This window comes from Sphingobacterium siyangense (assembly GCF_023277505.1).
Classification (GTDB): domain Bacteria; phylum Bacteroidota; class Bacteroidia; order Sphingobacteriales; family Sphingobacteriaceae; genus Sphingobacterium; species Sphingobacterium siyangense.
Genome location: NZ_CP080574.1, coordinates 5,086,411 through 5,108,721 on the forward strand (window position 1 = coordinate 5,086,411; position 22,311 = coordinate 5,108,721).

The following is a 22,311-nucleotide window of genomic DNA, read 5'->3' on the forward strand; positions in this document are numbered from 1 at the left end:
CATAAATTTAAAGGGTTGGACAGCCTTTAACAGCGTATTTGAATTGCCTTTTTGACAAGCATTATTCAGCCGCTTTTGGGTCTATCGCTGCTGCCGCCGCAGTTAACGCCAAGGCACCTCCTACAAGCATTGCCCCCTGCCCCTTTTTTTCCTTAACAGCCAGCACGTCTCCGCGCTTATTATACAGTTCAATAATATTATTAAGGGCTACTGAACCGGTCTGCCAGAGCTGTGCCGCATAAAATTTTTGTTCCGTAGTTTTAACAATGGCTTTACCATCTTCTAAAATCGAATAACTTAAATAACTACGTAAACTGTAAGGCGAGTCAGCGCCTTCAAATCGAGCAAGTTTTACCGCAAAACTCTCGCCACTCATATCATACATATACACTTTTTCTTTTTGGGATGATCGTACAATGGATTTAACATCGTTTTTAAAATCAAAATAATGCCCATCTACATAGGCATGTGGTGGGATAAGTACCACATCTTTAGGCAAACTTACCGATCCTGTGATAGAACCGTTCACCCAAGTATCATTGAATATATTGGATTTACTAGCGTTTATATCGTAAACCGAAGCATTCATCTTTCCATTAAAAGCAGCTTGTTCAGCAGAATAACCTTGCGTTTTACCATTAATAACCATGGCCGAATTTTTAAGATCCCATAAGATCGGTTTATCGATTTTATTTTCTATTCGAAGGTAAATTCGACCATCTCTGTCGGCAAAGGAATAATCAATTTGTACTGTATCATTATTAAATGAAAACGTTCCCTTGTCTTCATCTTTTTTTACATTCTCCCCATTGAATGTCATGAGATAGTTGGAAGAACAGGCTGAAAGAAAAACAGCACAATACATTAGCGTGAGAACTTTGAATACTTTTCGCATAATATCAGGATATCTTAGTGTAATTGCAACGGCACGAGTGCTGTTGTACAACAATATAAAAAACTATTATTAAAAAAACAGCGAAACGACATAAAATAATTTCCTAATTAGGGTATTAATCGCAAAGTATCACTGTTTCTATCAAAATAGTACATGATCGTCATAAAGCAGTAAATGCCCCTCTTTTATCGTCCGATACAGCTTTGAAATTGCTTTACATCAGTTCCCATAATAACAGGGATATTACAGGGGGTTAACAGGGGGTTAACAGGGGGATAACAGGGGGTTAGCAGGGGTAAATCCCTAGTTAACCCCCTGTTAATACCTTGTAAAAAGATTATTATATCCCTCTTAATGGAGAATAGGATATTCGACTGATAGTAACCATAAACAAATCAAAGAATATACTCAACTGTTGGTCTGATTAGCGTAACAAAAACGGTTAAACGAATAGAAGTTTTTTTAACCGGAAAGCAAAAGCTATATTTACAGTCAACTAAACCCAATCCAATGAAAGAGAAATTTATCGACAGAAAAGACCAACAGGCCAATAAGATATTTGAAAGAAGAACATTATCCTCCGATTATAGAACGATTATTCCCTTACTGTCTCCTGGCATGGAAATCTTGGACGTAGGCTGTGGTACCGGAACGCTCACGAATGAGGTAGCAAGCTATATCGGCGACGGAACTATAACCGGGCTCGATAATACATCGTCTTTTATCGACAGTGGCAATGAGCTTTATGGTAGCACCCAAAATCTGAACCTGGTCTGCAGCAATATTTTTGATTATCAGCCTCCACATCCGTTCGACCTGATTATAACGGCGCGCACCATGCAATGGTTAAGTGATATTCCCAGGGCATTGGGCTTATTCAAATCCTGGTTAAAGCCCGGAGGACAAATTTCTATTTTAGACTACAATCACACCGCCATTGAATGGAACCCCGCCCCTCCGGAAAGTATGCTCACATTTTACCATACTTTCCTGAAGTGGAGAGCAGATGCAGGTATGAACAATCGCGTTGCTGATGAGGTCGCGGCACTGCTCCAGGAAGCAGGTTTCCATTCTGTTCAGGTTATCAATGCCGATCAGACCTACAAAAAAGGAGAAGCTAACTTTGATACCAATCTGGCCATCTGGAACAAAGTCGCCCAATCGCGACAAATGGTTACGGAAGGGTATATCTCCGACGAACTTCGCTTACAGGCTATCGCCGAATACAGCCAATGGATCGAGACAGAAGCGACAAGCATGACACTTAAAATGAACGATGTACGGGCTAAAGTATAATCTCCTTTTATCCGTTTTCCTCCTACTGATACTCCCCGGGCTGGCCGTAAAAGCACAGCTCAGGGATACCATGATCAATGTAGGCAACCATAGCCTTCATTTTACTTTAATGGAAGGAAAAGGTATCCCCATTGTCTTTGAATCTGGAGCGGGAAATGACGCTTCCGTTTGGAGAAAGTTATTGGAACCGCTATCGAGCAAATTAGGCGCACCTTTAATTACCTATGACAGGGCTGGCTTTGGGAAAAGTGAAATAGACACCGTTAACATTAGCTTGACAAATGAAGTAAAGGATCTTAAAACTGCTTTGCAGCAATTGGGCTATCGTGATCGGTACTTTTTTGTTGCCCATTCCTTCGGTGGTAACTATACGATGAAATTTATAACGACCAATCCCGGTCAGGTTGTTGGCACAGTAATGATCGATATTGTATCCCCTTATTTCATGACCATGGAGCGATCCAAATCATTGAAGAGCGAATATGCCAGTGAGCTCGATAACATCAAAAAAGAAAGCTTAGGGTTCTATCATCTCGTTTTAAACTACGAAGCATCAACGGCTGTTTTACATGAGGTTGCAGGAAAAATCAATGTTCCTATGACTGTCATTGGCTCAGGAAAATCACCTTTTGAAGAACCCGATCGCAGTTTATTTATTGCTGCCCTTAAAAAATTTGCAGATCAAAAAAACAATAGACGTTATCTTTTGGCTCAAAATGCGGAGCATCATGTCTTTTATGACGAACCGGATCTGGTCATTGATGAAATCGTCAAACTATATCAAAAAACCGCATTCGAGTAATCAAAAAGTCTATCCGTACAACCGATTTTATTTGTAGCTTAGCAAGGCTGTACAACACATAACAACTTATCTTATGGATCATCAGGCCCAAAATGTCATCGATACACCGAGCAACAATACGGTGTTTATGGTATGGAATTTCCACGAAAATGTGGTCATTAAGGATGTCTTCCAACGCTTATGTGCATTGGTTGTCAATCTCAACAATTCGGCACAGGTACGTTCAAATCTTGTGAAAGCAAGTGTGGTATTGGGCATAAGCCACCATGCCTGGAAAAAGCTTGAACTCAACGAACCTATGCCAAAGGAATTGGTTCCTTTCGAACCTATCATCGGTCAAAAACATATTGCTGTGGCTACCCCCGGAGATTTACATTTCCATATTCGTGCTTATGAAAAAAGCTATTGCATTGACATGGCGACCGAAATAGCAGCCTTATTAAGTCCCGTTGCCGATTGCAAGGAGGAAGTTCATGGGTTCAGATATTGGGACGGCCGAAGTATCTTGGGCTTTGTTGACGGAACAGAAAATCCCCTTGGTGAGGATCGTGCTTTCTTTGGTATCGTTGGTGATGAGGATGTAGCCTATACGGGTGGAAGCTATTTATTTGTACAAAAATATATTCACGACATGAACGCCTGGCGTTCTTTACCCGTCCCTGAACAGGAGAAGGTCATCGGCAGAAGCAAAGCAAACGATATTGAGATGGGCGACGATGAAAAACCGACTAATTCACATTCGGCCCTAGCCAATGTCGGTGACGATTTGAAAATTGTTCGCGACAATATGCCTTTTGGGCAAATCGCAACAAATGAAATGGGAACCTACTTTATCGCTTACGCCAGCACATTCAGTACCGTACAATTGATGCTGAACAGAATGTTTATTGGTGAACCCGAAGGGAATTACGATAGAATACTGGACTTTAGTACGGCGCATACCGGCTCCCTGTTCTTCTGTCCAACAATTAATATGCTGAAAGAATTTGCAGGTTAAAACCTGTTTATCCGCGAAGCAGATCATTTCCAACAGGATTTCCCAACGTAGAGCACTGGATCATGGAATATGGTCCCACAAATTTATTTTTAAAACTACACGACAAAAAAAATGGAAATCACTATTATTCAGCTAGCTGACGAAAACATTGCTGAAGTTAAAGGTTCAGGCGTCTTTATCCATAATCTCGATGATGGTCTACAGATTATGGTCGACTGTGGCGCGCAAGAAGCATACAAAGCAATTATTTATCAAGAGAACATCACAGACGATTTCTTCGAACTTAAAACAAAACTTGCCGGTGAAATTCTTCAAAAATATACGCAGTATGGCTTTGACATTGCCATCGTTGGCGATTTCTCCAGATACAACAGCAAAAGTCTAAACGATTTTATCTACGAAAGCAATAAATCAAAGAAAATCAATTTTGTAGGTACGCGTGAAGAAGCGATAGCCAGATTTTCAAATCGTTAAGTCATGCATATTGAATCAGAAAGATTAGCGATTCGCCCCATTATGGCGGAGGATAGTCAGGCCGTATTCGGTTACCGTTCGGATAAAGAAACCAATAAATACCAGGGCTGGATTCCAGACTCTTTGGCAGAAGTCGATGCATTTATTGCTAAAAATCCGGGCACATTCAATCTTCCAGAGTCCTGGTTTCAGCTCGTTATGACCGACAAAATAGCAAACGCAGTAATCGGCGATATTGGCGTTCATTTTTTTGGTACTGAACACCTGCAGGTGGAATTGGGCTGTACCATAAAAAAAGAATTCCAGCAACAGGGTTATGCCAAAGAAGGACTGAAAACAGTTATAGAGGCCCTGTTCCGTCAGTATCATAAACATCGGATCATGGCCTCGGTAGCTCCGGAAAACAAGGCATCCATGCAGCTTTTAACAAGTTTGGGATTCCGAAAGGAAGCTCATTTTGTAAAAAGCTATTTCCATAACGGTCAATGGGAAGATGACGTGGTCTTTGCAATCCTTGCCGAAGAATGGGATTCAACACAATAAGTCGTCTCTTCGCGACTTATTGTGTCGTACGATTGATCCAATCGGCATAAGATAGCACGCCCAGTTCGGGCCTACCCTCCCCTTCCAAAACTGCGATAAACTCCAATTGGTTGCCATCCGGATCATTAAAGTAAATGGCCAATGCCGGCATCCATGCAAAGACCATCGGTGCTTCGATCCCATCCTTTAAAAAATTATAAGGTGTCAGGTCACGTGTTTTCAGATAGTCCACGGCATAGTTCAAGATATCCTCTTTATCCGCTCTAAAAGCAAAATGTCTCGGTTGAAAGTTTGTTTCTTCCTGCCACAACCCCAACATATATTCTTTGCCGGTTCCAATCCATAAAAAAACAATAGGACGTGTCGGATCACGATGTGCCACACGCAATCCCAATACCTCCGTATAAAATGCGACCGATTTAGCTAAATCACGCACCTGAATATGCGTTTCGTATAAACCTTGTATCATAAGTTATTTCATTTTAAAATTATTTCAATCCATTGATAGCGCTCTCGTGATGTAAATGCAAGATCGGATAGGATTTGCCCATACCATCTACAGCTGAGCGTCCGATAAGCTGGTATCCTTTTTTCAGATAAAAATCAACAGCCTGCTGATTTTGCTCATTGACATCAACTTTATACACCTGGAGCATCCAGCACATACTGTAGTGCCACAGTCCCAATACCTTTTCCCCTGTAGGCTGAATCCACAAATAACATTTCCAGATTATCATCGGAGACAGCGAAAAAAGCAGTAGGCTGTCCATCGTCATCTATGACATATACCTTTAATTGTGGTAAATACTCGGTTGGAATCAGTCTCTTATATAACTGAAGATCCTCCTCTTTCAAAAAATCATGTGTTGCCCGAACCGAATTTTCCCAAATGCGCAGGATTGCCGCATAGTCGGCTTCACTTGCCGCTCTTATTTCCATAACGATTATCTCCCTCTAAAAATTCTTATTTACACCGTATCGCTACGGGATAGCATTCTTATAAAAGCTTCCCTTCCGCTTTACAGAAAGACAATGTAAGTTAAATTGGAGAACTAAAATCATGAAAAAGTTAAATAAGACAGAAAGATGATGATTTAGGTTCCGATAATTTGATTTCAGAGAAAACAACCTTATCTTGTAAATAAACGCATTAGCCATGTACAACACACTTCTATTCAAAAAATATCTCCCGGAAGATTTTGACGCTTTCCACGACTTGGTTAAAGGGGATGATGTCATGAAATACATTACCGGCAAAGGATTGTCCGAAGAGCAGGCCCGGAAAAAATTCGATTCTATTCTAGAAATCAACCAGGATCCTGATTTGGGCTATTTTAAAGTAATCGAAGCGGATACGCTAAAGCTTTTAGGCGACTGTAAGCTTGTTAACTACAAAAAAGATCCAAGTGTATTCGAAATTGGCTATTTGCTCCGCAAAGAACATTGGGGAAAGGGGCTGGGAACACAGATTTGCGAGTCGATGCTTGCCCTTGCCACAACATTAAATCCAGGCAAAGATGTGATTGGTATCATTGATCCCGATAACACCGCATCGAGACGACTACTGAGCAAATTCGGATTCAAAAGTTTCTTCGTCGGGATAGAAGACGATATTGCCACAGAAAAACTCATGCTCAAACGGACAGCATCCGAATAAACAAAGCCCATTCGAATATTTAAAACAATAGGAACTGTATATGCCCAAACCGAACAAAAAGTCAATGAAGTTTAAGGTAAAAACAACTTATCACACACACGAAAGTCTTCAAGATACCTTATCATTCTTTGGCGTAAATTGCCACCGCCCCTATTATATTTCTTCTGGAAATCCAATTTTTGAATACCCAAGCAATGCTTTTCGTATTGATTATTATGCCATCTGTATCTGTACGGCGGGCGATATCAATATTCAGGTAGACAATCAGGAATACCATATCTCGACAAATCACATCCTCGTATCCGCCCCAACAACAATTTTCCGGTTTTCGCAGGTCAGCCCCGACTTTAGAATGAAGCTGCTCTTTTTTGATAAAGCATTCCTGCTTAAACATATTGTCAATCCATTCTTTATCGAACAACTGGGGCTTTTTAAAAATTCAACCTTTACCATAGTCATTTCCCAAGACAAACAAATTGACAAGCTCTTAAAATTAATAGACTACCTCAAAGAAGTTACTTTAAGAACAACGCATTTTACAGCAGATATCATCCGCACGGTTATTTTCAATCTCCTGTTAGAAATCGCTGACGAACTGGCATCTAAAGACCAAGATACAATGGAGAGTGTACAGGAGACCAACAACTTGTTCTATAAGTTTATAGACCTGGTTCAGCGACATAGCAACCAATACAAAGAGGTACAATATTACGCCGACCAGTTATTTATTTCAAACAAATACCTCATTCAGGTTGTTAAAAGAGCATCAGGTAAAACGCCACATGAAATTATTGATGAGCATGTACTTAAAGAAGCCTATGTGCTACTCGGGAATCCCGAAAAGACAATCTCAGAAATTTCTTATGAAATCGGATTTAATTCCATCTCCGCATTTGGTCGTTTTTTCAAAAAATACGCCACCTTATCGCCTTCTGAATACAGAAAGCGACAAAATATGTAGATAGAGGAAATTCGGTAGAACAATAGCGAATTTGAGGGCACAAATGATTAAGGTGGTCTTAGTAACTTTACTCAAGAATTAAAAAACATAAGAATCATGAAAGAAATCACCTCAAAATTCGACAAAGTATTAAATGCATCTGCTGAATATGGAAATGTAAATCATGAACCTGATTCAAGCAAAGAACAACAACGTAACACACCGAAAAAATCGATGCCCTTTTCTGATCAGATCGGAAATTATCAACGCAATAAAGGTATTCCACCAAAATCATATAAAGACAGTAAAATCTACATCGTCGGAAGTGGTATAGCAGGGATGTCTGCCGCCTACTATTTTATACGTGATGGTCATGTTCCTGCTGAAAACATCACATTCCTTGAACAGCTCCATGTGGAAGGCGGCTCGTTAGATGGCGCCGGTAATGCAACCGACGGCTATGTCATCCGCGGTGGTAGGGAAATGGATATGACCTACGAAAATCTTTGGGATATGTTTCAGGACATTCCTGCATTGGAAATGCCTGCCCCCTACAGTGTTCTGGACGAGTACCGCTTGATCAATGACAACGACTCCAACTACTCCAAAGCAAGGCTTATTCATAAACTTGGTGAGATAAAAGATTTCAGCAAGTTTGGCTTGGGTAAATTGGATCAGCTGGCCATCATTCGATTGCTCCTCAAAAATAAAGAAGATCTAGATGACTTAACCATCGAAGACTACTTCAGCGAGTCATTTTTATCCAGCAATTTCTGGACCTTCTGGCGTACCATGTTCGCTTTCGAAAACTGGCATAGTTTACTTGAGCTGAAATTGTACATGCACCGCTTTTTACATGCGATAGACGGATTGAATGATCTTTCATCCCTTGTATTTCCGAAATACAATCAATACGACACCTTTGTAACCCCTTTGCGTAAAGTACTTCAAAGCAAAGGTGTAAACATTCGATTCAATGTATTGGTTAAAGACCTGGATATCCAAAGCAATACCGATGGAAAAGTTGTGGAGGCCCTGATTACCGAACAAGATGGCAAAGAAGTAAAAATTCCAATCGGAAAAGACGACTTCGTCATTGTGACAACCGGATCAATGACAGAAGATACCTTCTACGGGGACAACAAAAATGCACCGATCATCGCTATCGACAACAGCAGCAGCGGTCAAAGTGCAGGCTGGAAACTCTGGAAAAATCTGGCTGCCAAATCCGCCATCTTTGGTAAACCCGAAAAGTTCTGCAGTAACATCGAAAAATCAGCATGGGAGTCTGCGACCCTGACATGTAAACCTTCGGCTTTAGTCGAAAAATTAAAAGAATATTCCGTCAACGACCCTTATTCCGGCAAAACTGTTACTGGCGGTATTATTACCATTACCGATTCCAATTGGTTGATGAGTTTCACCTGTAATAGACAGCCACACTTCCCTGGCCAACCGGATGATGTTCTTGTGCTGTGGGTATATGCCTTATTTATGGATAAAGAAGGAAATTACATCAAAAAGCCAATGCCACAATGTACCGGAGATGAAATTCTAGCCGAACTATGTCACCATTTGGGCATTATCGACCAACTGGACGATGTCATCAAAAATACGATTGTGCGTACGACATTCATGCCTTACATCACCTCGATGTTTATGCCAAGAGCAAAAGGCGATCGTCCGAGAGTCGTACCTGAAGGATGTAAAAACCTGGGCTTGATCGGTCAGTTTGTCGAAACCAACAACGACGTTGTCTTTACCATGGAAAGCTCGGTACGTACCGCACGTATTGCGGTATATGAACTGCTGAACTTAAACAAGCAGGTTCCGGATATCAATCCCCTACAATACGACATCCGCCATCTTTTGAAAGCAGCCAAAACATTAAATGATGACAAACCATTTGTGGGCGAAGGCTTACTACGTAAAATGCTAAAAGGCACTTATTTTGAACATATCCTACCTATCGGTTCTGAGGAACAAGAAGACCATGAATCTTTCCTGACAGAGCAGATCACCAAATTCAAAGATTGGTTAAAAGGAATTAAAGGATAAGAATCACAGCCTGCGCCATGGTTCCGTGGCGCAGATTTTTACGAATTGAAAAAACAATAACATCATGGACTTTAAAAATATAACGATAGCTGGCAGTGGGGTTTTAGGCTATCAAATCGCTTTCCAAACAGCATTTCATGGCTATCATGTCACCGTATACGACATCAACGACGATGTATTAAAAAAAGCTGCAGCAAAATTCGATATTTTGGCGCAGGCATTCGAGAAAGATCTTCATGCGAGTAAAGAACAACTGGCTTCAACCTTTGACAGGCTCAGCTATAGTTCAGATCTTGCCGCGGCGGTAGCAAAAGCAGATCTTCTTATCGAAGCCGTTCCCGAAAACCCAGCCATTAAAATTGGTTTCTATCAGGAATTAGCGAAAGTAGCTCCGGAGAAAACCATTTTTGCCACAAACTCCTCAACCTTGCTGCCAAGTCAATTTGCCCAAGAAACCGGTCGTCCCGAGAAGTTCCTGGCGCTACATTTTGCCAATGAAATCTGGAAGCACAATACAGCAGAAATTATGGGCCATCCGGGTACAGACAAAGCGGTATTTGAGCAGGTTGTAAACTTTGCAAAATCCATTGGCATGGTTGCCCTACCGCTGCATAAGGAGCAGCCTGGCTATATTGTAAACTCCTTACTTGTACCATTACTTTCGGCGGCAACGGATCTTTTGGTCAACGAAGTGGCGGATGCCCAAACGATCGACAAAACCTGGATGGTTGCCACTGGAGCGCCAACAGGCCCCTTCGGCATACTCGATATCGTTGGCATCACAACAGCCTATAATATCAATAAAATGAGCGCCGAAGCAACAAATGACCCTTTAAAGATCAAAACAGTGGCCTATCTCAAAGAGCATTTTATAGACAAAAACAAATTGGGCGTCGCTACTGGGGAAGGGTTCTATACCTATCCCAATCCGGCCTATCAATCGCCCGACTTTTTAAAGTAGGTCTCTTCATAAACAATAAATCGTCGCAGGTGGAGCTGTGACGATTTGTTGTTTATGCTTATTTCAATCCGCGTCCCTCTTTCACTCATTCGCATATACTCCGTTCAACCATGCAAAAGTTGAGCGATGCTGTCCATTCAATACCGGTTTACTGATACCCATTGTTTTAAGGATGGCATCAAAGGCTTCACCGATCATAAAATCATCACGATTGCTAAAAAGTGAAACCACAAGGTCTTTCTGTACATCGATATATACGATATGATGAAACCCGGTAGATTCACCTGAATGAAACAATATTTTATGACCTGCATTTTTTTGAATAAACCAGCCGAAATGATACGCTATTCCATCCTTTACCGGGTAGGCCATTTGACCGAACAATTGCTCCAGTCCCGGCTGTATTAACCGATCTTTTACCAAAAAATTGGCCCATGTATGATATTCCTCGGCAGAGAGATAAACACCCCCATCCCCCTGTGTCGCACTCGTCACACTCTGATCGGCAAACAGGTAGGAACCTTCCGTCGGATGATAACCGTAGACTCGTTCATCAACCGTCGCGCCCGGTTCATAGACCATTCCCTTGCTAATGCCTAGGGGTTCAAACAATTGACTTTTGACAAATGAAGCAAAGGATTTTTTTGCCACTTGCTCGACAATCAGCGATAAAAGACAATAGCCTGTATTGCTATAGCGAAATTGACTTCCCGAAGGGAAATATAAACGATTGGTCTGCCGGATATACTTCAGCACATCCTTATCCGATACCTGATCTTTCCGCTCTTTCGGAATAAGCTCTTCATAGTCCCAGATTCCGGATGTATGTTGCAGAAGCTGCGCAACAGTAATATCCTTCAGCGCGACTGGCAGATCTTTAAAAAAAAGAGCCAATGGGTCCTCTAATTTTAAACGCTTTTGAATCACTAAGGTATATATCGCCTGTGCAGTCACCTGTTTGCTTACCGATGCCAGGCGAAAATGTGAGCTGGATGTGATTGCACGTTTTTCCTTCAAATCTGCAAGCCCAATTGCATAACGATAAATAAGACGACCATTTTGGCTAACTGCACAGCTAATCCCCGGAGCTGTCGGGTCCTTGTAATAGCCTGCAATGGTGCTATCCAATTTTGATTTATCCATTTTTTGCCCCATAACAACACTTGTTACACAGATCAAAATAAAACTCAGTTTTAGGTTTATCATATTTTATACAGCACATTTCGGTTTATATTGTCAGCCTCCTGAAAGGCACAGCGTATTAAATCAATTTGATCTTATTGCTTTTCAAAAATGTACCCTTCAAAAATCGAAATTTTCTTGCAATGCCCGGGTCTTTTTATGGATTTTTATTTATTTCTTTTAATTTTGCTTTTATGCTTCATTTCTCATGAAGTCGAACTGGTCGGAATCCTTCCCCCAGTTCTTTATTAAAAAATCACGACAGACTATGTTTTTTATTTTCAGTATCTACGACTTTGTATTAGCAGAAAAAACGGTAACAGCAACCTTAAAAAAAGAAAACGCGCCACGAAATTTCACCTTGCAGATTATTACACCGGCCCGTCGGTTTATAGGCCTACCTTTTGGCGGTGGATTTGTCAAACTTTCCAGACTTTACGACGAACAGGGAAAATTGATTCACGCACGGAATTACTCAGATGAATTAAAAGCAGAGATCAAAGCGTTCAAAAGTCAATATAGTATCCCCTATTTTCAGTTATGGAAAGGATTTCTTATTGTCACTGCGGCAATCCTTATCTGGGCAGTTATTTATGGCGTTAAGAATAAATTGGGAAATCAACAACAGGAAAAAGCAGTGGGTCAGATGATCGATAATTTGAAGCAACTAAAGGCAGGACAGCTTTATGGTGCTACTTTTTTTACCGATCAGGATGGTAACAGCATTGATGGACTTCCCGCAGGTTGGATAAAAATAGATAAAATCGTGGGTGACACTATTTTTATACATCGTTCAAAGCAGCTCGACACAAATTCCGCACTTTTTGACATGAAGAACATCGCTTCGTTCAAGCCTCAATCGACCGATGAATGGCAGGAAAAAACAGAAAAAATGGATTTAAATCTATTGAAAAAACAGCTCGAGGATGCTGCGACAAAAAAAGTCGATCTGCTCTATATCGGTAAAGACCACGAGAAATATTCAGGTGTTATATTGACGATAAAAGGTAGCGAGTAAACCTTATTTCTAGGTATAACCAACGTATTGACTTCTCAGCGCAGACAGATCATGCGACCAGGTCCATACTTAAAAAACTCAAGATCGGACGTTTTAAGCAGCGGCCGATCTTGAGTCTCTATTTTTAGTACTGGATTTTTTCGTCAATATCGTATTTCATGCCCGGATAGTGCAGCATCCTTCGCATCAAGGCAATCTGACCGGCCAGATAATCCTCCCGGCCGATACACATCCCTACGAAATTTAGCTTATCCTCTTCAATAAAAGGGATATTCATATTAATTTTAAATAGTTCAGCCAGCTGCGTATCGTCCACTTGCAGCAAAGCAGCATAGACTTTCGGTGATATCGATATAAAATTTTCTTTTAATTCCAGCACACTGGGATAGTGATAACTTTCATCGAGTGTCTTTCCCATAAAAAATAGCTCATGGTAAGGATCATTTTCCTGAAGCCCAAGAACATGGGCCATAGCATAACGCACATTTACAAAATTACCCGCCATCCATACGATATGGTTGGTCTGTCCATCAATTCGTTTTAATGCATCTTCTTCCGAAACGCCATCCAACGCATTTAGAAAAATTTGACTGTGCATGCGATAAGCAGGAATGATAATTTCTAATTTTAATGATTTCGGTTTATCCATTTCGTTTTGATTTTTTTTAAACACTAAATAACTGATTTATACTAAAATTACACGTTTCAATAGCGATTACACTTGTCGTAGGACAAGAAATAAAAATGAACAAAATTGATAGATCATTGCGAAATAAATTCTAAATTTCTACTAAATTGAAATTCTATCTTTACCACATGAAGATTTTGATCATAGAAGACGAATTGGAGCTGGCCAAAAGCATCGCAACATACCTTAGCGAGCAACAGTATTTATGCGAATTTGCGCCAACTTTACAGGATGCTCTAGACAAAATTCAGTTATATCAGTACGATTGTATCTTACTGGACATCGGTCTACCAGATGGAAATGGTCTAAAACTACTCGAAGAGTTGAAAACGCAGCGAAAGCAGGACGGTGTGATCATCATTTCTGCAAAAAATGCACTGGACGACAAAATTCATGGACTACAACTGGGGGCCGACGATTATCTAACGAAGCCTTTCCATTTATCTGAGCTCACAGCACGAATCTATTCCCTGATCCGTCGGAAACAATTCAACAGCTCAAATATTGTTGTGCAAAATGAAATACAGATTGATCTACTTGCAAAAACTGTTATTGTCAATGATCTTCCTATTGTATTGACCAAAAAAGAGTTCGATCTGCTGATGTTTTTTATCGGCAATAAAAATAAAGTGATTTCAAAAAGCACCTTAGCGGAACACTTGTCTGGCGACATTGCTGATATGCTCGATAACCATGACTTTGTCTATGCTCATGTCAAAAATTTAAAAAAGAAACTACAGGACGCCGGAAGTCAATCTTATATCAAAACAGTATACGGTACGGGCTACAAATGGGAAAATTAAAATAGTGAGATGAAACCCCTACTGAGCAAAATAACAACCCCATTTCTACTCTATGTATTGATCGTACTAGGTGTCAGTATTCCTGTTTATTATTTTGTAATCGACGGGATATGGAAAAGTGAATTAGACGAACATAACGAAATTATCGTCAAAAAAACGACCTACGAGCTGAACAGTTTAAAACTCTCCGAAGACAGCCTCCAAGCCAGCATCGCTTTATGGAATACCATACAACCTGAAACCAATATACATCGCGTAAAACCGGGCGATTTATTGCAAGATAGCGTGTATACCATCGAAAAACCGCAACGTTTTGTTGATCCAAAGACAATTGACCGATTTAGATGCCTATCATCTGTTATTCAGATCAATGGTGCGCCTTATCGTTTTACTGTACAAACAAATATTGAAGAATCCGTAGAGACTATTGCCGCCATTGCCGCAACAACACTGTTTTTCTTTGTTATCTTGGTCATTGGTTTACTTATTATCTCCAGAAAAATATCACTTAGGCTCTGGAAACCATTTCGAGATACCGTTGATAAATTGAAGGCATTTAATCTCAATAGTCAACAACAGGTTGACTTTCAGCAAACGGACACCATAGAGTTCCATGAGCTTAATCAATCCTTATCCAAACTTCTTGAAAAAAACCTGGCCGTATACCGATCACAAAAGGAATTCACTGAAAATGCTTCTCATGAATTGCAAACACCCTTGGCAATCCTAAAAAATAAGTTAGATATCTTATTGCAGTACCCTGATCTAAGTGATGAGCAGTACCAGCTCTTTGAAGATATGCATAAAGCGCTTTCACGTAGCACGCGAATCAACCGCAACCTGCTGCTGCTCGCCAAGATTGACAATAGTCAATTCGATCATTCCGAAAAAATCAGTATGGACTCGCTTGTTACACAAAGTATTGAAGTCATGCAAGAACATCTGGAGCTAAAACAGTTACAGCTGCAACAAGAGATCCAACCGTCGGTGCTGCTGACAGGAAACAGCAGTCTGACCGAAATCCTGATCAACAACCTACTCCTGAACGCCATACGTTACAGCAATGCCAACGATACACTTGCTGTACATCTCAATCAAACTTCTTTAACGGTATATAATCCCGGTTCAATGCCCTTAGATAAAATACTTTTATTCAAACGGTTTTCCAAACTTTCGAAAAACAGCCAAGGCAGTGGTTTAGGATTGGCAATTATTACCGAAATCGCCCGGTATCAAGGCTGGACTGTTGATTATCAATTTGAAAATAATCAACATATTTTTTCCATTCATTTTTAAAATTCCAAAAGTAGTCCTATTCTACGATCAATAACAGACATTAGGTAAATGATGTCATCGCAGGACCATGTAGAAAGTTTTATTTGCATATCCGTGTAAATTTAGCTTAGTTTGATACATTTGTAGGGACAATGCATGGATAGCCCATGATTTGGTATCATAGATAAACTTCGATGAATCGAAGTTTTTAACGTTTTTCTTTATATGAAGATTCTCCTAGTCGAAGATGACGTACGTGTCGCAGGATTGATCAAACGCGGACTTGATGAAAATGAATTTCAAACAGCTATTGCCTACGACGGCATATCTGGAAAGAAAATGGCCTTACAACACGACTTTGATCTTATCATAACCGATATCGTACTCCCCAAGATGGATGGATTGGATCTCTGCAAAGAAATTCGTCATCTCAAACCCGATGTCCCCATTATCATGTTAACAGCATTAGGAACTACAGACGATAAAATTGAGGGGTTTGACGCCGGAGCGGATGACTATCTGGTCAAACCTTTTGAAATGCGCGAACTCCTAGCCCGCATCAGAGTCCTGCTCAAAAGATATCAAAAACAAGATACACTCACGGGAACAATTTTGCGTTATGGAGACCTGGAAATGAACCTGCATACCAAAAGCGTCAAAAGGAATACTGTCGAAATCCATTTGACCCCCAAAGAGTTCAAGTTACTCCATTATTTATTGCAGAATCCCGAGCGTGTCCTTTCCAGAATGGAAATTGCTGAAAAAGTGTGGGAAACGCATTTCGACACCGGAACCAACTTCATTGATGTTTACATCAACTATCTACGTAAAAAAATCGACAAAGATTTTGCGACCAGATATATCCATACCAAATCCGGAATGGGCTTTATTCTAAAACAAGACTAATGCGAATCAGGACACGAATCTCCATATTGTTCACGCTGATTACAGCCACCATATTGCTGGTATTTGCCTGTACAGTATATTTTTCAGCGGTGGAGAATCGGGAAAGAGAATTTTACGCCCTATTGAAAAAAGAAGCTTACACCAAAGCAAACCTTTTTTTGAATGCAAAAGTCGACAAAAAGACCTTAGAAGATATCTACCACAACAACCGAAAAATCCTCAACGAAGTCGAGGTGGCAATTTACGACACCCGTTTTGACCTCTTGTATCATGATGCCGTAGATATCGACTTTGTCAAAGAGACACCAGCCATGCTGCAGGATATTCTCAAAAATAAAGAAATACGATTTTATCAGGAAAAATGGCAGGTCATCGGCATAACCTTTCCGTACAAAGACAAAACTTACATCATCACAGCCGCAGCTTATGATCAATACGGCTACAATAAACTGAATAGTCTATTATCTACCATTCTTTTGGTTTTCATTTTGTCTATATTTCTGATCTATGCAGCAGGAATATTCTTTTCCAAAAAGGTCTTTCAACCTATCCTGGAAATGACACAACGTGTAAAAACCATTTCTGCGACAAGTTTGGATGCCAGGCTTACGAGTAGCGGAAATAAAGACGAGCTTTCCGAATTGGCCAGCACATTCAATGCGATGCTTGACCGCCTCGAGAACTCCTTTGATGCCCAAAAGCATTTTGTCTCCAATATCTCGCATGAGCTAAGAACCCCCTTGGCCGCCATGATTGCAGAACTCGAGATTTCTGCCAATAAGGACCGTAGCATAGTGGAGTATAAAACTGTCATCGACAATACGCTCAATGATGCACAGAAACTGAAGAAGTTATTTAATAGCTTACTTGATTTTGCCAAAGCAAGTTACGACAGCTCAGAAATCGCGTTTAAAACCTTACGTATAGACGAACTACTAATTGATGCATGCCAGCAGGTTCTTCAGTCAAGTCCAAATTATAAACTCGACATTTTTGTCGATCCGGCGATTGAAGATGAAAAACTTCTATCCATCAATGCAAATGAGTATCTATTGCAGGTCGCCTTTGTCAACCTCATTGAAAATGCCTGTAAATTTTCACCCAATCAAAAATGCCTAATCGCTATCAAGGCGGATGAAAATAGGATTCAGCTGGAATTTAAAGATGACGGAATAGGCATTGACCCGGTCGATCTGCCCAATATATTCACGCCATTCTATCGTGGAAGCAACAAAGATTATAGCGAGGGAAATGGTATCGGTTTATCGCTTACCCGAAAAATCGTGCTTCTCCATCAAGGCGAGATCAGCGTCCGCTCGGCAAAAGGCGTTGGAAGTGTTTTTAGCATTGATATCCCCCATCGTTCATTATTCTAATAAAATTCTAATTTTTTTCTAAAGCCCCTCTAATCGGCTTATCGGGAGCAGGTGGATAGTTTTGCGGTATGATTAACCGTACAATCAACTATTCGATCCAATCCTTGAGGTACATGAATTGGATCCCTGTGCTGCTGTTGCTGCAAGCTTGCAACAGTCAGTCTCACGAAAGCCCCAACCAATCTCCGACCATCAGCGCAGTTGGAGACACCGTGACCGTCAGTGAAAACACGTCCCTGTTATCGAAACTCAAATTTGTTACGACCACCAATGCACAGCATGCGCTGAAACTAAATGCAGCTGCTACAGTGAAGATTATTCCCAGCAGCTATGTGGAGATTCCGGTACCTTTTGCCGGACGAATTGTCAAATCCCACGTGAAACTGGGCCAAAAAGTTGCCATCAACACGCCTTTATTTTCAATTAGTTCATCCGACTATTTTGAGGCACAAAGGGCTTACCTTGACGCCAAACAAGCATTTATGCTTGCCGAGAATATGTTAAAACGCCAAAAAGATCTCATCGCGCATGGTGTTGGCACTAAAAAAGAACTCGAAGAAGCAGAAACAAATTTTGCGACGAGCAATGCTGCGCTTGGAAATGCCACTGCCGCCTTAAAAATATTCGACAGCAACCCGACCCATAGCGTTCTCGGTGAGCCTCTCCTTGTTCGTTCACCTATTCAAGGCGAAATTTTAAGTAGTTCAATTGTACTGGGGCAGTACACGAAAGAAGACGCTCCGGCATTACTCCGCATTGCAGAATTGTCAAAAGTATGGGTTTCGGCCTACATCAAAGAAAAGGACTTGCCGGCAATCGATCAACTTGCGCGTGTTGAAGTGAGCGTAGATGCGCTCCCTACTAAAAAAATACCCGGAAAAATTGTCCATATCAACCAATTTGTCGACGAAGCAAGCCGGAATATTGAGGTCCTCATTGCCTGTGAAAATGCTGATCGTGCCTTAAAACCAGGGATGTATGTCAACGCCGAATTCGAACGGCAAACAACTCCGACACTTTTCATTCCGGCAAAAGCTGTATTTCAATTTAACGATAAGAGTTTTGTTTGGGTCAAAACATCGTCCAATACCTTCGTCAAACGCTATGTTACTACTGGCGTAACAGAAGGTGATGCAATCCAGATTTTAACGGGCCTGGTTCCGCAGGAACAGATTGTTGGTGAAGGTGCCTTTTATTTAACACCCGGCCTCTGATGGACTCAGGCTTTCAACTTTTAAAATAGAAACACATGAATATTAAACAATTGATTGGCCATATCATTGCAAAGAGATGGGTAATCGCCGCATCTTTTCTATTGATCGGTTTTTTCGGTTACTATGCCTGGCGACAACTTTCGGTTGAGGCATACCCTGATATCGCTGACGTATCGTCACAGGTCGTAACCCAGGTACCGGGACTCGCTGCCGAAGAAATGGAACAGCAGATCACCATCCCCATCGAACAGGCCATCAATGGATTGCCCGGGATGGAAGTGATGCGCAGTAAAACGACTTTTGGCCTATCCATGGTCACGATTGTCTTCAAAGATGGCATTGAGGATTATTGGGCGAGAGCCCGTATACAGGAGCGTCTAGCTGATTTATCCCTGCCCTATGGTGCCAGTCCGGGATTGGATCCACTGACTTCACCCACAGGTGAGATCTTCCGTTATATTCTTGAAAGTAAAACCCACGATTTACGACAGTTGACGGATCTTCAAAATTTTGTTATTATTCCTAAAATCAAACAGGTTTCGGGCGTTGCTGATGTAACCAATTTTGGGGGAATCACCACGCAGTTCCAAGTGGAACTGGATCCGAAAAAGCTTGACCAATATGAAATTTCGCTTGCCGAAGTTGTCGCCAAGATCGAAAGCAATAATGCCAATGCCGGCGGCAGTGTGATGAACCGTGGAGATCAGTCGTACGTCATCCGTGGCATCGGTCTGGTCAAGACATTGGATGATTTGGGCAACATCGTCGTAAAATCCACCAACGGAAACCGCATCTATATGCGTAACCTCGGTCAGATCAAACTTGGTAATTTAGCCCGCAAAGGGGCTTTAGGATATTCGGATAAACGCGGGGCCAATTATTCGGACAATATCGAAGGCATTGTGCTCCTATTAAAAAATGAGAATCCTTCTGATGTTTTGGCAGGTGTAAATGCAACGGTCCGCGAACTAAACGAAAAGATTCTTCCGGAAGACGTAAAAATACATGTCGTGCTCGATAGAACCAGTTTGGTCGACAATACCCTACATACCGTTTCCAAAACCCTTCTCGAAGGTATGATCTTGGTTATTTTTGTCCTTATTATTTTTCTGGGCAGCTGGCGTGGCGCACTCTTGGTGGCCATTACCATTCCATTGTCCTTGTTGATTGCCTTTATTCTGATGCATTTCACCCATATTCCCGCCAACTTGCTTTCCTTAGGGGCAATTGATTTTGGGATTATTGTAGACGGAGCCATCGTTATACTCGAAACCATTCTTAAAAAAAGGGAAGATGAACCAGAAGGTCTGCTACAGGAAAAAACGATTGCGCAGAAAATTGCTGAAGTCGCCAAACCCATATTCTTTGCGACACTGATCATTATTACAGCCTATCTTCCCCTGTTCGCATTTGAGCGCGTCGAGAAAAAACTTTTTACGCCGATGGCCTATACCGTAGGTTATGCCCTCTTCGGTGCCTTGGCTGTCGCTCTTGTGCTTATTCCCGGGTTGGCCTATTTGATCTATCGCAAACCCCAAAAAATCTTTCACAACAAATGGTTGGCAAAATTGACTGCGGCTTATCAGTCGGCGATAGAAAAGGTTATGCAGGCTCCCAAACAAGTTTTCATTCCATTGGCAATTGTATTGCTTGCCACAGGTTTGCTTACGGCCTCCGTTGGCAAGGACTTTCTTCCGTCGTTGGATGAAGGCTCGATCTGGCTTCAAGTGTCACTTCCCCCGGGCATCACAGTAGAAAAGTCAAAAGAAATGAGTGATACCCTACGTGCCCGCACACTTAAACACGATGAGATCTCCTATGTCATGGTTCAGGCCGGGCGTAACGACGATGGTACCGACGCCTGGACACCCTCCCATTTCGAAGTTAGTGTGGGATTAAAACCTTACAAAACATGGAAATGGGGAAAAACCAAGGATGACCTGATCAATGAGCTTGCTGCAGAATATGCGAAAATGCCGGGCTTCAATGTTGCTTTTTCCCAACCCATGATCGACGGGGTCATGGATAAAATCGCTGGCGCCCATAGTGAGCTCGTTGTCAAAATATTCGGCGATGATTTAAAAGAAACCCGACGGGTCGCCGAGGAACTGATCACAACACTCCAACAAGTGAAGGGAGCTGTCGATCTGGCCATTGATCAGGAGCCACCACTCCCCCAATTGCAGATTATCGCCGATCGCGATAAAATAGCGCAATACGGACTGAACATCGCTGACGTGACTGACCTGATCCAGATCGCTATCGGGGGAAAAGCCGTAGCACAGGTCTATCAGGGAATCAAAGTGTATGATATTACCTGTCAATATCAGGAGGAAAACAGGAATTCGCCCGAAAAAATCGGCAATTTAATGCTGTATCCCGAAAATGGAAACCGTATTCCATTAGCTCAGGTGGCCACTATTAAACTCAATACGGGAGAAAGTATGATTTCACGCGAGCGTAACAACCGACAGTTGACGGTCCGTCTAAATGTTCGCGGTCGCGATCTAGGAACATTCCTCACTGAAGCACAGCAGGCCATTGCCAAAAACATACCCTATGACCAACATAAAATTAGTTTAAAATGGGGTGGACAATTTGAAAATCAGCAACGTGCCTATACGCGTCTTGCCATTATCGTCCCATTGACATTAGCCATTATATTTATCCTATTGTACGGCACATTTGGTTCATTTAGGCAAGCCGGTCTATTAATGGGCATCGTACCCTTGGCACTTTTTGGCGGTATGCTCGCACTCCATGTTCGCGGGATGACGCTAAACGTTTCCTCGGCAGTCGGTTTTATTGCCTTATTTGGTGTTGCCATACAAAACGGTGTCTTGATGCTTTCACAGATGAATGTACTGCATAAAAATGGGCTTCCGCTACATAAAGCGGTAACACAGGGAGCCTTTAGTCGTTTTCGCCCCGTTTTGATGACCGCTACGGTAGCCATTCTTGGTTTGCTTCCGGCTTCACTAGCAACAGGGATTGGATCGGATGTGCAACGCCCTTTGGCAACGGTAATCGTTTATGGCTTACTATTTTCGACTATCCTAACACTATTTGTGCTTCCTCCACTCTATTATCTTTTAGAACGTAACAGCACCAAACAAAAAGCCCCTGTAGAATAAATACAAATTCATCCATTCGAAACAGCTTGCTTTCTGCTGTTTCGAGTGGATACAACCTGAACATGGAATGGATACAACCTGAACATGGAGTG

Annotated in this window: 22 protein-coding genes; 16 read left to right on the forward strand and 6 right to left on the reverse strand. The window is 41.5% G+C overall.

Going from position 1 to position 22,311, the window contains the following annotated elements; all coding sequences use genetic code 11:
- Positions 1-61: 61 nt before the first annotated feature.
- On the reverse strand, positions 62-895 hold the full coding sequence (locus K2F45_RS21460; RefSeq protein ID WP_248932410.1) for a YgdI/YgdR family lipoprotein: 834 nt from the start codon (positions 893-895) through the stop codon (positions 62-64).
- A 510-nt stretch (positions 896-1,405) separates the two neighbouring features.
- Here K2F45_RS21460 and K2F45_RS21465 point away from each other — a divergent pair.
- The 5 genes from K2F45_RS21465 to K2F45_RS21485 all read left to right on the forward strand — a co-directional run bounded on the left by K2F45_RS21465 (position 1,406) and on the right by K2F45_RS21485 (position 5,007).
- Positions 1,406-2,191: a class I SAM-dependent methyltransferase gene (locus tag K2F45_RS21465; protein ID WP_248932411.1), complete on the forward strand. Its 786-nt coding sequence runs from the start codon at positions 1,406-1,408 to the stop codon at positions 2,189-2,191.
- Positions 2,172-2,993: an alpha/beta fold hydrolase gene (locus tag K2F45_RS21470; protein ID WP_248932412.1), complete on the forward strand. Its 822-nt coding sequence runs from the start codon at positions 2,172-2,174 to the stop codon at positions 2,991-2,993. The genes K2F45_RS21465 and K2F45_RS21470 overlap by 20 nt, the downstream gene beginning before the upstream one ends.
- Positions 2,994-3,066: 73 nt before the next feature.
- Positions 3,067-3,990, forward strand: coding sequence for a Dyp-type peroxidase (locus K2F45_RS21475; protein ID WP_248932413.1), 924 nt, complete (start codon positions 3,067-3,069; stop codon positions 3,988-3,990).
- 111 nt (positions 3,991-4,101) lie between these two features.
- A complete protein-coding gene (locus tag K2F45_RS21480; RefSeq protein WP_248932414.1) occupies positions 4,102-4,464 on the forward strand; it encodes a DUF4180 domain-containing protein in 363 nt (120 codons plus the stop codon).
- 3 nt (positions 4,465-4,467) lie between these two features.
- The gene (locus K2F45_RS21485; RefSeq protein ID WP_075993849.1) at positions 4,468-5,007 is read left to right on the forward strand and encodes a GNAT family N-acetyltransferase; all 540 of its coding nucleotides are present in this window, start codon (positions 4,468-4,470) and stop codon (positions 5,005-5,007) included.
- 16 nt (positions 5,008-5,023) lie between these two features.
- On the opposite strand, the gene K2F45_RS21490 is transcribed toward K2F45_RS21485, so the two are convergent.
- From K2F45_RS21490 to K2F45_RS21500, 3 genes are read right to left on the reverse strand one after another with little or no spacing between them, the layout of a single operon-like run.
- A complete protein-coding gene (locus K2F45_RS21490; protein ID WP_248932415.1) occupies positions 5,024-5,476 on the reverse strand; it encodes a VOC family protein in 453 nt (150 codons plus the stop codon).
- A gap of 19 nt (positions 5,477-5,495) precedes the next feature.
- On the reverse strand, positions 5,496-5,663 hold the full coding sequence (locus K2F45_RS21495; RefSeq protein ID WP_248932416.1) for a GNAT family protein: 168 nt from the start codon (positions 5,661-5,663) through the stop codon (positions 5,496-5,498).
- Positions 5,647-5,946: a GNAT family N-acetyltransferase gene (locus K2F45_RS21500; RefSeq protein ID WP_248932417.1), complete on the reverse strand. Its 300-nt coding sequence runs from the start codon at positions 5,944-5,946 to the stop codon at positions 5,647-5,649. Before K2F45_RS21500 ends, K2F45_RS21495 begins: the two co-directional genes overlap by 17 nt.
- Before the next feature lie 217 nt (positions 5,947-6,163).
- Here K2F45_RS21500 and K2F45_RS21505 point away from each other — a divergent pair, with 217 nt between their 5' ends.
- The 4 genes from K2F45_RS21505 to K2F45_RS21520 all read left to right on the forward strand — a co-directional run bounded on the left by K2F45_RS21505 (position 6,164) and on the right by K2F45_RS21520 (position 10,623).
- Positions 6,164-6,664, forward strand: coding sequence for a GNAT family N-acetyltransferase (locus K2F45_RS21505; RefSeq protein WP_075993852.1), 501 nt, complete (start codon positions 6,164-6,166; stop codon positions 6,662-6,664).
- A 64-nt stretch (positions 6,665-6,728) separates the two neighbouring features.
- On the forward strand, positions 6,729-7,625 hold the full coding sequence (locus tag K2F45_RS21510; RefSeq protein ID WP_070567170.1) for a helix-turn-helix domain-containing protein: 897 nt from the start codon (positions 6,729-6,731) through the stop codon (positions 7,623-7,625).
- 96 nt (positions 7,626-7,721) lie between these two features.
- Complete coding sequence (locus tag K2F45_RS21515) at positions 7,722-9,662, forward strand: oleate hydratase (protein WP_070567013.1); 1,941 nt, start codon at positions 7,722-7,724, stop codon at positions 9,660-9,662.
- 64 nt (positions 9,663-9,726) lie between these two features.
- A complete protein-coding gene (locus tag K2F45_RS21520; RefSeq protein WP_075993853.1) occupies positions 9,727-10,623 on the forward strand; it encodes a 3-hydroxyacyl-CoA dehydrogenase in 897 nt (298 codons plus the stop codon).
- 81 nt (positions 10,624-10,704) lie between these two features.
- Here K2F45_RS21520 and K2F45_RS21525 read toward each other — a convergent pair whose 3' ends face one another.
- Positions 10,705-11,829, reverse strand: a complete 1,125-nt coding sequence (locus K2F45_RS21525) for a serine hydrolase domain-containing protein (RefSeq protein ID WP_248932418.1) — start codon at positions 11,827-11,829, stop codon at positions 10,705-10,707.
- Between the two features lie 244 nt (positions 11,830-12,073).
- Here K2F45_RS21525 and K2F45_RS21530 point away from each other — a divergent pair, with 244 nt between their 5' ends.
- Complete coding sequence (locus K2F45_RS21530; protein ID WP_201667439.1) at positions 12,074-12,823, forward strand: hypothetical protein; 750 nt, start codon at positions 12,074-12,076, stop codon at positions 12,821-12,823.
- 124 nt (positions 12,824-12,947) lie between these two features.
- On the opposite strand, the gene K2F45_RS21535 is transcribed toward K2F45_RS21530, so the two are convergent.
- Positions 12,948-13,472 carry a hypothetical protein gene (locus K2F45_RS21535; protein ID WP_075993857.1) on the reverse strand — a complete coding sequence of 175 codons (525 nt, stop codon included), beginning with the start codon at positions 13,470-13,472 and terminating at the stop codon, positions 12,948-12,950.
- 167 nt (positions 13,473-13,639) lie between these two features.
- Between K2F45_RS21535 and K2F45_RS21540 the strand changes: the two genes are divergently transcribed.
- The 6 genes from K2F45_RS21540 (at position 13,640) to K2F45_RS21565 (ending at position 22,219) form a co-directional block, all read left to right on the forward strand.
- Positions 13,640-14,314 (forward strand): response regulator transcription factor, encoded by a 675-nt coding sequence (locus tag K2F45_RS21540; protein ID WP_075993858.1) that lies wholly within the window; start codon positions 13,640-13,642, stop codon positions 14,312-14,314.
- Positions 14,315-14,323: 9 nt separating this feature from the next.
- On the forward strand, positions 14,324-15,610 hold the full coding sequence (locus K2F45_RS21545; RefSeq protein WP_248932419.1) for a sensor histidine kinase: 1,287 nt from the start codon (positions 14,324-14,326) through the stop codon (positions 15,608-15,610).
- A 204-nt stretch (positions 15,611-15,814) separates the two neighbouring features.
- Positions 15,815-16,495, forward strand: a complete 681-nt coding sequence (locus K2F45_RS21550; protein ID WP_075993860.1) for a response regulator transcription factor — start codon at positions 15,815-15,817, stop codon at positions 16,493-16,495.
- Positions 16,495-17,871, forward strand: coding sequence for a HAMP domain-containing sensor histidine kinase (locus K2F45_RS21555; RefSeq protein WP_075993861.1), 1,377 nt, complete (start codon positions 16,495-16,497; stop codon positions 17,869-17,871). The genes K2F45_RS21550 and K2F45_RS21555 overlap by 1 nt, the downstream gene beginning before the upstream one ends.
- Positions 17,872-17,984: 113 nt before the next feature.
- A complete protein-coding gene (locus K2F45_RS21560) occupies positions 17,985-19,085 on the forward strand; it encodes an efflux RND transporter periplasmic adaptor subunit (protein ID WP_248932420.1) in 1,101 nt (366 codons plus the stop codon).
- Positions 19,086-19,120: 35 nt separating this feature from the next.
- The gene (locus K2F45_RS21565) at positions 19,121-22,219 is read left to right on the forward strand and encodes an efflux RND transporter permease subunit (protein ID WP_248932421.1); all 3,099 of its coding nucleotides are present in this window, start codon (positions 19,121-19,123) and stop codon (positions 22,217-22,219) included.
- The last annotated feature ends 92 nt before the right edge of the window (positions 22,220-22,311 follow it).

Coding starts and splice junctions, on each gene's coding strand:
- K2F45_RS21545 (WP_248932419.1), top strand. CDS start 14,324: ATGAAACCCCTACTGAGCAAAATAACAACCCCATTTCTACTCTATGTA.
- K2F45_RS21480 (WP_248932414.1), top strand. CDS start 4,102: ATGGAAATCACTATTATTCAGCTAGCTGACGAAAACATTGCTGAAGTT.
- K2F45_RS21500 (WP_248932417.1), bottom strand. CDS start 5,946: ATGGAAATAAGAGCGGCAAGTGAAGCCGACTATGCGGCAATCCTGCGC.
- K2F45_RS21490 (WP_248932415.1), bottom strand. CDS start 5,476: ATGATACAAGGTTTATACGAAACGCATATTCAGGTGCGTGATTTAGCT.
- K2F45_RS21485 (WP_075993849.1), top strand. CDS start 4,468: ATGCATATTGAATCAGAAAGATTAGCGATTCGCCCCATTATGGCGGAG.
- K2F45_RS21565 (WP_248932421.1), top strand. CDS start 19,121: ATGAATATTAAACAATTGATTGGCCATATCATTGCAAAGAGATGGGTA.
- K2F45_RS21460 (WP_248932410.1), bottom strand. CDS start 895: ATGCGAAAAGTATTCAAAGTTCTCACGCTAATGTATTGTGCTGTTTTT.
- K2F45_RS21465 (WP_248932411.1), top strand. CDS start 1,406: ATGAAAGAGAAATTTATCGACAGAAAAGACCAACAGGCCAATAAGATA.
- K2F45_RS21550 (WP_075993860.1), top strand. CDS start 15,815: ATGAAGATTCTCCTAGTCGAAGATGACGTACGTGTCGCAGGATTGATC.
- K2F45_RS21535 (WP_075993857.1), bottom strand. CDS start 13,472: ATGGATAAACCGAAATCATTAAAATTAGAAATTATCATTCCTGCTTAT.
- K2F45_RS21560 (WP_248932420.1), top strand. CDS start 17,985: ATGAATTGGATCCCTGTGCTGCTGTTGCTGCAAGCTTGCAACAGTCAG.
- K2F45_RS21475 (WP_248932413.1), top strand. CDS start 3,067: ATGGATCATCAGGCCCAAAATGTCATCGATACACCGAGCAACAATACG.
- K2F45_RS21525 (WP_248932418.1), bottom strand. CDS start 11,829: ATGATAAACCTAAAACTGAGTTTTATTTTGATCTGTGTAACAAGTGTT.
- K2F45_RS21520 (WP_075993853.1), top strand. CDS start 9,727: ATGGACTTTAAAAATATAACGATAGCTGGCAGTGGGGTTTTAGGCTAT.
- K2F45_RS21530 (WP_201667439.1), top strand. CDS start 12,074: ATGTTTTTTATTTTCAGTATCTACGACTTTGTATTAGCAGAAAAAACG.
- K2F45_RS21495 (WP_248932416.1), bottom strand. CDS start 5,663: ATGCTCCAGGTGTATAAAGTTGATGTCAATGAGCAAAATCAGCAGGCT.
- K2F45_RS21555 (WP_075993861.1), top strand. CDS start 16,495: ATGCGAATCAGGACACGAATCTCCATATTGTTCACGCTGATTACAGCC.
- K2F45_RS21515 (WP_070567013.1), top strand. CDS start 7,722: ATGAAAGAAATCACCTCAAAATTCGACAAAGTATTAAATGCATCTGCT.
- K2F45_RS21540 (WP_075993858.1), top strand. CDS start 13,640: ATGAAGATTTTGATCATAGAAGACGAATTGGAGCTGGCCAAAAGCATC.
- K2F45_RS21470 (WP_248932412.1), top strand. CDS start 2,172: ATGTACGGGCTAAAGTATAATCTCCTTTTATCCGTTTTCCTCCTACTG.
- K2F45_RS21510 (WP_070567170.1), top strand. CDS start 6,729: ATGAAGTTTAAGGTAAAAACAACTTATCACACACACGAAAGTCTTCAA.
- K2F45_RS21505 (WP_075993852.1), top strand. CDS start 6,164: ATGTACAACACACTTCTATTCAAAAAATATCTCCCGGAAGATTTTGAC.